This window comes from Bacillus sp. MUM 116, from assembly GCF_001866655.1.
In the GTDB taxonomy this organism is placed as follows: domain Bacteria; phylum Bacillota; class Bacilli; order Bacillales; family Cytobacillaceae; genus Neobacillus.
In genome coordinates this window covers 1-9,424 of the sequence record NZ_MLYR01000176.1, presented here as the reverse complement: position 1 = coordinate 9,424, position 9,424 = coordinate 1, and the positions used below count along the sequence as shown (strand labels likewise).

Here is a 9,424-nt window from a genome sequence, read left to right as displayed (position 1 = left end):
TTGAAATTATTTGCAAGGAACCCTAATTCTTTAATGATAGCACCCGTTAGCTTAAGTACAATATTTCACAATCTTGCTTTCTTGGATAAAAACTATTACTAAAAAGTTTTATTTTATTTTTGCGTAAATATTCTAAATATGTAAAGAGCTTACTCAAAGAGTAAGCTTAACTGCTATAAACAGTATCACATGTTCCAGCTTTTGGTTCATAAAAACAATGTTGTTTAAATTGACCGGATTGTGGTTGATCGTACCAAGTTGGAGGGCATGGAGCATGTGGATTAAAATACCAAAGGGCATATTTCGCTGGGTGGTCTCTCCAATAATCCAAATTCTGTCTTGCTAATCTTCTTTCAGAAGTTCTTGATCTTTGATAAAATACATTCCCCTTTTGAACGGCTTCAAAGGAAAAATTTCCTCCTTGTACTTGAAAAACAACTTGGGGAACTGTTCTTAAACCTTTAAAATCTAAACAATTTGCTACAAGACGATTCACAATTACATTTCCAACATATAACATTCCCTGTTTTCCTTCACCTTCGGCTTCTGCTCTCATCATCCTTGCCATTACGTCAACGTCTGAGCTTCGGTAATTTACTCTTGGCATTTTTCCACCCCCAAAACATAATATGAAAAAAAACCTAAATTCATGTCATTGTTTATTTAATAAGAATGCTTAGTCTTTAAAGCTGCGCAGCTGTTCAACTCAAGCGCCCGATAATTGAACAAGGCATGACACCTTTATGACTGATGTCTCTTCAGCATTTGTTGTAAATATTCTTCTGATTTTCCTTTAGGAATACTAAGAGTTTCCCAATTCTCATCTTTTATTTGCTTACCAATATAAACGATTTGCCCTACATGATAGGCATAGTGAGCCATTTGTCTTTCAATCGCTTCTAATACCGTATGACTCTCACCACGAATGCACACATTTATTAATAAATCCTGATCCCCTAATCCATTTAATGTTTCAAAAAGAGTATTCCAACCCTTTTCCCAAACTGTTATTAATTCCCCTTTTGACGATATATCATCCTCAAATTCTTGGTCACGATTCCTATAAGACTTTTCTCCATCCGAAGTTAAGAAATCAGACCATCTGGACACCATATTTCCACTTAAATGTTTGACTATAACAGCAACACTATTTGAGGCTTCATTTAAATTCCAGTGAATTTCATCGTTCGCCAATTGACCTATTGTCTTATCCCCCAGATCTTTGACACTTTTAAATCTTTCTTGTACAACTTTTAAATACTCATCCCCAAGGTTCATTATTAACCCTCCCCGTCGTAAATAACTTCGATCCTATTACGATTATATTTTTTCTTGTTCAAAAATATGGCCCTTTAATGGAATAAGGAATGATTATAAGCGATAGCATTCACAAATTTATATAAAAAAAGCCGATCTCCACATTTGGAAAGTCGGCCATATTGATGTATTGAGTGGTGTTGGATCGCTAACTATCATTTTTAAGTATGCACTACCGATAAAGTTGGCTTCAGCTTTTTGTCCCAATGGAAAGATTGTGAGACACCACTCTGGTATCCACTGGAGCGGTGCTACTAATTAAATCCGGACGTATTCAGCCATTACAATATTTCGATATACCCTTCTGTTCCATGCACACGAATTCGTTGCCCATCTTTTATCCGTTTAGTGGCATTTTCCACTCCAACAACTGCTGGTAAGCCATATTCACGTGCGATAACTGCTCCATGGGTCATCAGTCCACCAACTTCGGTGACAAGGCCTTTTATGGATACAAACAATGGTGTCCAGCTAGGGTCAGTAAAGGAAGTGACTAATATATCTCCATCTTCTAGATCAGCATCTTCCATGTTTAAGATGACACGAGCGCGTCCCTCTATAACTCCGGAAGAAACAGGTAGCCCTACAATAGCTTCGGCTGGAAGATTTTCTCGTTTGTATTCACCTACAATGATTTCACCATCAGACGTGATAACACGTGGGGGAGTTAATTTTTCACATAATTTGTACTCGTCTTTTCGTTTGCTAATGATCTGGTAATCCAGTTTATTTGTGCGTACGACTTCGCGAAGTTCTTCAAAAGTGAGATAGTATATATCTTCTTTTTCAAGAATAACGCCCGCTTGTACGAGTTGTTCGGCTTCTTTCAGTAAAGCCAGCTTATAAACGAAGTAGCGATTAATCATGCCGTATTTTGGATATTCACGATATCCGATGAAATTCCGGATTAAATCGATCATTTGTTTTGTCTCTTTGGCCTTTTGTTCACCATCCGGTAATTGCTTCAATCGATCTAATAACTCTTGTTCTTTTTTTAAAGCCTCCTGTCGCCCTCGCTCAAATTTCTGATTGCCGGCATTCGGCTCAAAGTTTTTGATGTTACTGAGAATCAAGGGGATAAGTGTAGTTGGTTTTTCGCTCCAACGGGTTTTCGTAATATCGATTTCTCCGGCACAACGCATTCCATATTTGTTGAGATAAGCATAGATAGCGTCTTGGGCTTCCTGTCCACCATCAAACTTAACCAGCTCATCCAAATAGTTATCATCTTTTACATGTTGTAAATACTCAATTACTTCAGGATAGGGACGAATTACATCTGCGACATCCAATAGCGCCAGACCCATTTCCGAAGTAATATTGTTTGGTACAGATTGAGAAAGTGTGTCTGCAGCGTTGTTTTCACCTAACCACTTATTCATTTTTTCATTGATCCATGTTGATGCATTTATAGCAGCCATAAATACACCTGAGCTTCGTGGGTCAAATAAAATCTTCTTTAATTGCTGGATATCTTCTAGAATAAAATCAAATAAATCTGATTCTGATTTCGTTTGGATGTTTTGTTTTAACTCTTCTATCGATGCTTGACTGCGATTGATCAAATCAGTAACGATTGTCGGGTCGTTTTCGATTTGTGCTTGAGAATCCGCAGACTTTACACCATTATTGCTTTTACCGGGACTCAGTTCTTTTTTATCATTAGGCAGCGATTTTATAAAATCTCCCCGCTCTATGATGGTCATGAGTGCGTCTTTCATGAGCGGATCGTGTTGACCCATGGTATCTAATAACATTTTTCTGCTGTCAGCTGAAGCCAGACGAAGTGTGCAATCAACAAACAACCTTCCACCCGCTTTATACATAGGTGCATTTGTTGTTAACAGGAAAAAAGACAATCCCAGTGGTTTCATGGGGTCGGTCATCATTTGTTGATGACCAACAGATAAATAGACGTGATTTTCTTGATCATTCGCTTCAGGGATGGGGTATAAAGTAGTGATTGGCCGACTCTGGACAATATAAAATGTATCATCAACCAAACACCATTCGATATCTTGCGGGCAATCAAAATATGCTTCGATCTGTCTTCCAATCCGTGCTAGTTGTAAAATTTGTTGGTCAGTAAGTGTTTGAGTCTTTTGTTGATCAGGATCGATCGGCACGGTCTCTGTTCCGCCTTCTTTTCGTCCATAGATAGCCAATTTTTTGGTTGCTATCATCTTACCTGCGATTTCCTCTTCCTGGACTTTATAACTATCCGGAGATACTAAGCCAGAGACCAGTGCTTCTCCCAGTCCAAAGCTGGCATCGATTGATAGCAGCTTTCGGTTAGAAGTAATCGGATCAGCGGTAAATAAAATCCCTGAAGCCTGTGGGAAAACCATTCTTTGAACGATAACGGATAAACAAACCTTACGATGGTCAAATCCGTTTTGAATTCGATATATCACAGCGCGATCCGTAAACAGGGAAGCCCAACATTTGCTGATATGCAGCAAGATTGCTTCTTTTCCGATGATATTTAAATAGGTATCTTGTTGACCAGCAAAAGAGGCATGTGGTAAATCTTCAGCAGTCGCACTAGAACGTACTGCATAAGCATGTTCATCGCCAAACTGGGCGAGATAGTGAGCAACTGCGCACACAACTTCTGAAGGAATTTCTACTTCCATAAGGATTTGTCGAATCATCCTGCTGATTTCACCAATTTGAGCCCGATCCTCTACTTTTAGCATTGTGAGTTGATCCAACAATGCTTGAAACATGTCGTTTTGTTCGATAGCTTTTTGATATCCCACTGTTGTAACACAAAAGCCTTCTGGTACTTGTATTCCTTGAATTTTTGATAATTCCCCTAAATTTACACCTTTTCCGCCAACGAGCAAAAGCTGTGTTTTTTCTATCTCCTGAAAACCGAGAGCAAAAGAACTCATTCTACATCCCTCCTAACCATTAATGTTCTATTGATTTTAGCAGTAGTAAATGAGAATAAAAAGTCTATTTTAACCATTTTTTTAATGCTATAATTAAATTAGGAAGAGTTCAAAAAAATACCATAAAGTAAGCTGATGCCCCGTTACTTCAATAAGAAAACGCATTACCGTTGTTCCAGTAATGGACCCGTTACTTTAAGTACATTTATTCACAAAGAAGATTTTTTTCTCTAAGGCACAAATACGCCCGCAGCTGGTTAAACACGTTCAAGCTTTTTATATGGTCTAGAAGGTAATTCAACACGGATGGTATCACCTGGTTTCACTTCTCCACTCTGCAATATAACCCCCATTATTCCTGCTTTTCTTTTTAGATTCCCATCTGAATCCTTATCCAATACAGCTTTTAAAAGACCCTGTTTAAAATTATCAATTTGAGCACAAGGATTGCGTAAGCCTGTTACATTAATAATTGCAGACTCACCTATAGATAATATAGTGTCAGGAGGTAATTCAAGAAGATTTATACCGACCGTTGTTATATTTTCACCCATTTGTCCAGGTTTAATATTAAAACGGTCTGCTAACTCTTCGAATAACTCGTTTTGAATTAAATGCACTTGTCTTAGGTTCGGTTGGTTTGGATTTTGTGCCACTCTAGAGCGATGTTTAACCTTTGAACCAAAGTGTGCATCGCCTTCCACCCCAAAACCCTTCACTAATTTTATAATCTCTTGATTTTCTTTACTAAACGTATGCTTCTTACTTAAACTAACCGCTTTGACTGTTCCTAAAATTGGACTCTTTTCTTTTTCATCTAACATTGAATCCTCACAACCTTCCTTTTTTTAAACTCTCTGTTTGTTCATATTCACTAAAGGTTTAATTATTCCTTCTTCAAGTAACCTGCCAATTAGTGCAATAAAAAAAGCTGCCAAAAAGACAGCTTGAACTACAACTCTTGCACCCTATAGTTTAAGTACAATTCTTCACAATCTTAATTTTACCGATATAAAAAAATATTTTCTGCTTTGCAACTTTCTGTTTTATGTAAAAAAAGAACCGCTCACTTATTGTGTAAACGGTTCTCAGGATTTTGAATCTCTATCATTATTACTTTAATGAAACACCCAAAATTTTTGCTACAGTATCTAGATTATCTCGATTCACTTTGATAAGTTCTACAATTTTAGCTCTATTTTTACTTGTAATTGCATCTTGTAGTTCATCGTATTTTCCATGAATATCTTCAGCATAGGTTTTGCCCTTTTTCTCCGTCAATGGAGGTAAAATTGCAGAGTGAAATTCATCATGAAGGTTATTTGCAATGGTTGTGGCATCTTTGTAATTCCCTTTTTGTACATCCTGCTCAATCGTTGTAAAGCCATTTAACTCATCTTTGAATGCTTTTGTTAATGGCTGGTTGTCCATTTTCATGCCTTTCATGTCCTTCATTGAGTGGTCTTGGTGAGATTTTGAAGCACTATTGTTTTGTGATGTTCCACAACCAGCAAGGCTAAGTGTCAAGGCTGTCCCAATTACGGCTATAATTATTTTTTTATTCATGTTTATTTCTCCTTCTTTTTCTTAGTATCAGATCTGTCCACATCCAGACTCCTGATATACTAAGCACAATCATGCAAATTGCCCCTATATCAGTAAGCCAAACTATTGAAGTGTTTCCAACACTTCCAGAATGCAATGCAAAAATAAACTTTTGTAACTCAAATGCAGTATTAGAAGAATACCCGATAAGAGAACGATGGTTTAGCAAAATTCCAGTTATGGCCATTAGTAAAACTAATAAAGAACCAATTAATCCAGCAATATGATGAATTACTTTTAACGTTTTATACATGGTCAACACTCACGTTTATTTTTTCCCCTCATTTTCACACATATTACCCAACTAAATATATTACAAAATTTTAGCTAGTCGGAGAACATTTTATGAAATTTTTGAGAACATCGGTTGGTGATTTTTGGGAATTCTCATTGTATAATAATATCTCCAACAATTTATACAATACTCTGTTTTGAATCCCTATTTAGCAATGCTCACATTATTACCTTTATTAATGAAATAAATAATGCCGTCAATAATTGCTACAACAATTAAAGAAAGACCAAATAGTGGCATAATAATCCCTAATATCACCATGAAGGTAATGAAACTAATCGAAATACCACTTGATACTTTTGGAGGAGCCGATAATGAACTCTCTTTTTTACGAGATAACCATGTCTTAAATCCCCCAAAAATGACAAATAGGAAAGAGGATGTAAACGAAACCACGTCCCTTTTTTTATTTTCATCCTAGTTCCCTGTAACTAAAGCTCTTTTCTCAAATTTATTTTTGGCAGTTGTGCCTAAAGATCCGATCCAGCGACTTTTTCCTCTTAGAAATGACAGTGATTTATTTATATACTATAATGCACATATGAATGAAGCAATTCATATAGGTTTTTTACATACAAAAAATAATGAGGTATTGATTCCCATGACACAAACGAATAATCAACAGTACAATCAGAAAAGCAATAAAAACTTTGCTGTGCTAATTATTGCCATTTCCGTCATTGCCAATATTATAATTCTGGCGCTGTTCTTTACGAACATAGGTTATAAAGGAAAAGTAACCTGGGATGTAAATATTTTACCCCGGCTGAATGCCATCTTTAACAGCTTTACATTCATTTTTTTAGTCGCTGCTTTCATTGCAATTATGAAAAAAAATGTAAATGTGCATAAAGGCTTTATTCTGGCAGCTTTTTCTTCCACTTTTTTATTTTTAATTTCATACCTGACCTTCCATTATATATCTCCTGAAACAGCAAGATATGGGGGGCATGGTGCCATTAGAACGATTTATTTCATTATTCTCATTACACACAGCTTTTTAGCTGCCATCATCGTGCCGATTGCGCTTTTTGCTCTTGTATGGGGATGGACGATGCAAATTACAAAACACAAAAAAATTGTCCGGTGGGCAATGCCAATCTGGCTGTATGTAAGTATAACCGGTGTTATCGTTTACTTAATGATGGCACCTTACTATTAAGAGGAACTCTCTAATATGTTTCATGTTGGTCATGAACATAGTTGGAATAAGGAGAAATCTCCGCACAAAAAGCTTGGGAAACTCCCCAAGCTTTTTGCCTTTAATTTTCTACACAAATATATTAAATGCTATCAATTTCATCTAAGAAAATATCTGTTCTAAATCTATATTGTCCTTATTCCACTAAACTGCCCCGGTAGTGCAATAAGAAAAAGCCGCAAGTATATAGAGAAGCTTGCAGCCAGTAATCTCTAATTTATAAACCTGGGTAAATGAATCCAAGTTAATTTATAAACAACCATCCCGAATGGAGGGTCTATACTTGCTTTGTCATTAATCTTCTCTTTGCTTCCTCAGCAGCTTCATATGGTGTACCGCCATGTTTTCGATAACGGTTTTTTTACCCATTCGAGCATAAACCTTAGCTCTGTGTCTCACATTATAAACCCTAAAATAAATTCCATCCTCTTCATATGCAATTATAGCTGCCATTGGACTTTTCATACATTCACAACCTTTCCGAAAATACAGAGTATTTCTGCATTTTTATGAATACTCCTTGTGAATGTTTTGTTACATTTATGCCTTGCAGCTCACTCAAAAGTTGTGAAACATTACACTTAAAGTAACGGGTGCTTGAGCTTAACAAAGGGTCGTTGCTGCTGCTCTTTTTCTTGTTCATTGAAATCTGAGAAGGTCATTGAATTAGGAAAACCAGTTAACTCTAAAACATTTTTTGGATGAAACTTGGTTGAAATTAAAAATTTTTTATGGTGAATTATGAATTTAATCTTCAACTATCGGGTACTTTTATTTAATTGCATTCTTTTGACCTTATATTGTTCAAAATCCCACTTCGATTACGCCCTTTAATTGAATAAGAACGGACTATATTTTATTGAAATCATGGTCAACAAAGATCTTCATTTTATCTGCATAAGAATGCTAAGTTTCCATGTCATATCTATTCTTTTCAAGTATCCGTGCAGAGCTAACATTCGCATGAACTACCGTGACATGGAGTTTATGAAGATTATGTGATTTAAATACCACTATTCATCATCATTAAAACGATTAGATTCGTTTAGATTTAATCAAAACCATGTTCCAATAATAGGATATCGAAAAGGACGCCCATTTATTGCTTTAACAATTCCAACAATCGGAGCTATTATAGCAATGAGTCCAAAAATAATGAGGAATGGAATCCCGATTAATATCCAAGAAAAAAAAGCAGACACTAAGATTAAAATACCGATCACAATATGAAATACCAAAGCCTGTAAGGATAAGCTTTTAATTTCTCGATCTGAAATAATAAAATATGTGATAATGGGAACTAGTATAGGTGCAAACCAAGTACTAGCATGAATCAATATTTTGAATCCCTTATTTTCCATTTAAAATTTACTCCTCTTTGTATCGTAATATTTAACAAACCTTTATTCGTTAATCATTATAAAGTTTTGGTTAGAATATTACATCAGGCTATGAACTAAATCGTTATACGACTGTGGTCGTAGTCCAACTCAAATTCCTGTATGCGAACTATTCTTTTACATTTTCCAGCTACTGAGATTACTCCACTATATGGCCCGATTGCTGAACAAAGTTTAAAATGTACACATTTATTATTTGTTACAAAACTCGTCGTTTATGGGACAACTAACCTATTTGGTAACAGGAAAACAGCCATTTCATCAGTGTTAAGACTTATGTGACGGATTAGAGCAGTAACTCTGTGATCAAACCAATTTGGATAAGTTCAGCAGATGATAAAAGAAGTAGCAGTAAGTAATGGAGAAGAGTGGTGAACAAGAAAAAAGGCTTTCTCGCCCGTTTTTTTGGTAAGTAAAAGATATTATCTAAAGGCACATTTCTTTTGTTTGAATACATTATAGGAGCAATGGGAAGTAGGAGAGAAACTATGAGCTTTTATACAATTAAATTACCTAAGTTTCTTGGAGGACTTGTACTCGTAATACTTAATACATTTAAAAAGGATTGAAAAAAGCACCATTTTGATCTGACCCAATAAAGTTAGACAAATATTTTTATGCAACTTTTAAGACTTGAGTTCGGTACTCCACCGGACTCAGGTCTTTTAATTTTTCCTTCATCCGTTTGTGATTGTAATAGTAAATATAG

General features: G+C 35.8%; 11 protein-coding genes. 2 read left to right on the top strand and 9 right to left on the bottom strand.

The genetic code is table 11. The features are described 5' to 3' along the window. Positions 1–166: 166 nt before the first annotated feature. The 6 genes from BIV60_RS27505 to BIV60_RS27480 all read right to left on the bottom strand — a co-directional run bounded on the left by BIV60_RS27505 (position 167) and on the right by BIV60_RS27480 (position 6,072). The gene (locus BIV60_RS27505) at positions 167–607 is read right to left on the bottom strand and encodes a cell wall hydrolase (RefSeq protein ID WP_071358846.1); all 441 of its coding nucleotides are present in this window, start codon (positions 605–607) and stop codon (positions 167–169) included. A 134-nt stretch (positions 608–741) separates the two neighbouring features. After that, entirely contained in the window at positions 742–1,278 is a 537-nt protein-coding gene (locus BIV60_RS27500) for a DUF1572 domain-containing protein (RefSeq protein WP_071358845.1), read from the bottom strand. A gap of 320 nt (positions 1,279–1,598) precedes the next feature. After that, a complete protein-coding gene (gene ppsA, locus BIV60_RS27495) occupies positions 1,599–4,214 on the bottom strand; it encodes a phosphoenolpyruvate synthase (RefSeq protein ID WP_071358844.1) in 2,616 nt (871 codons plus the stop codon). A 257-nt stretch (positions 4,215–4,471) separates the two neighbouring features. Further along, positions 4,472–5,038: an MOSC domain-containing protein gene (locus BIV60_RS27490; RefSeq protein WP_071358843.1), complete on the bottom strand. Its 567-nt coding sequence runs from the start codon at positions 5,036–5,038 to the stop codon at positions 4,472–4,474. A gap of 289 nt (positions 5,039–5,327) precedes the next feature. Then, positions 5,328–5,780, bottom strand: coding sequence for a hypothetical protein (locus BIV60_RS27485; protein ID WP_071358842.1), 453 nt, complete (start codon positions 5,778–5,780; stop codon positions 5,328–5,330). Next, the gene (locus BIV60_RS27480; protein WP_071358841.1) at positions 5,773–6,072 is read right to left on the bottom strand and encodes a PepSY domain-containing protein; all 300 of its coding nucleotides are present in this window, start codon (positions 6,070–6,072) and stop codon (positions 5,773–5,775) included. Before BIV60_RS27480 ends, BIV60_RS27485 begins: the two co-directional genes overlap by 8 nt. A 643-nt stretch (positions 6,073–6,715) precedes the next feature. Here BIV60_RS27480 and BIV60_RS27470 point away from each other — a divergent pair. Beyond that, positions 6,716–7,276 (top strand): DUF420 domain-containing protein, encoded by a 561-nt coding sequence (locus BIV60_RS27470; RefSeq protein ID WP_071358839.1) that lies wholly within the window; start codon positions 6,716–6,718, stop codon positions 7,274–7,276. Positions 7,277–7,609: 333 nt separating this feature from the next. On the opposite strand, the gene BIV60_RS29990 is transcribed toward BIV60_RS27470, so the two are convergent. Together BIV60_RS29990 and BIV60_RS27465 are read right to left on the bottom strand one after the other, a co-directional pair. After that, positions 7,610–7,780, bottom strand: coding sequence for a hypothetical protein (locus BIV60_RS29990; protein ID WP_177177418.1), 171 nt, complete (start codon positions 7,778–7,780; stop codon positions 7,610–7,612). 590 nt (positions 7,781–8,370) lie between these two features. Beyond that, the gene (locus BIV60_RS27465) at positions 8,371–8,676 is read right to left on the bottom strand and encodes a DUF4870 domain-containing protein (RefSeq protein WP_071358838.1); all 306 of its coding nucleotides are present in this window, start codon (positions 8,674–8,676) and stop codon (positions 8,371–8,373) included. A 527-nt stretch (positions 8,677–9,203) separates the two neighbouring features. Here BIV60_RS27465 and spoVM point away from each other — a divergent pair. Next, complete coding sequence (gene spoVM / locus BIV60_RS27460; protein ID WP_071358837.1) at positions 9,204–9,284, top strand: stage V sporulation protein SpoVM; 81 nt, start codon at positions 9,204–9,206, stop codon at positions 9,282–9,284. A gap of 46 nt (positions 9,285–9,330) precedes the next feature. Here spoVM and BIV60_RS28955 read toward each other — a convergent pair. Further along, the coding region (locus BIV60_RS28955) for an IS3 family transposase (protein WP_141770580.1) at positions 9,331–9,424 on the bottom strand (94 nt) is incomplete at its 5' end.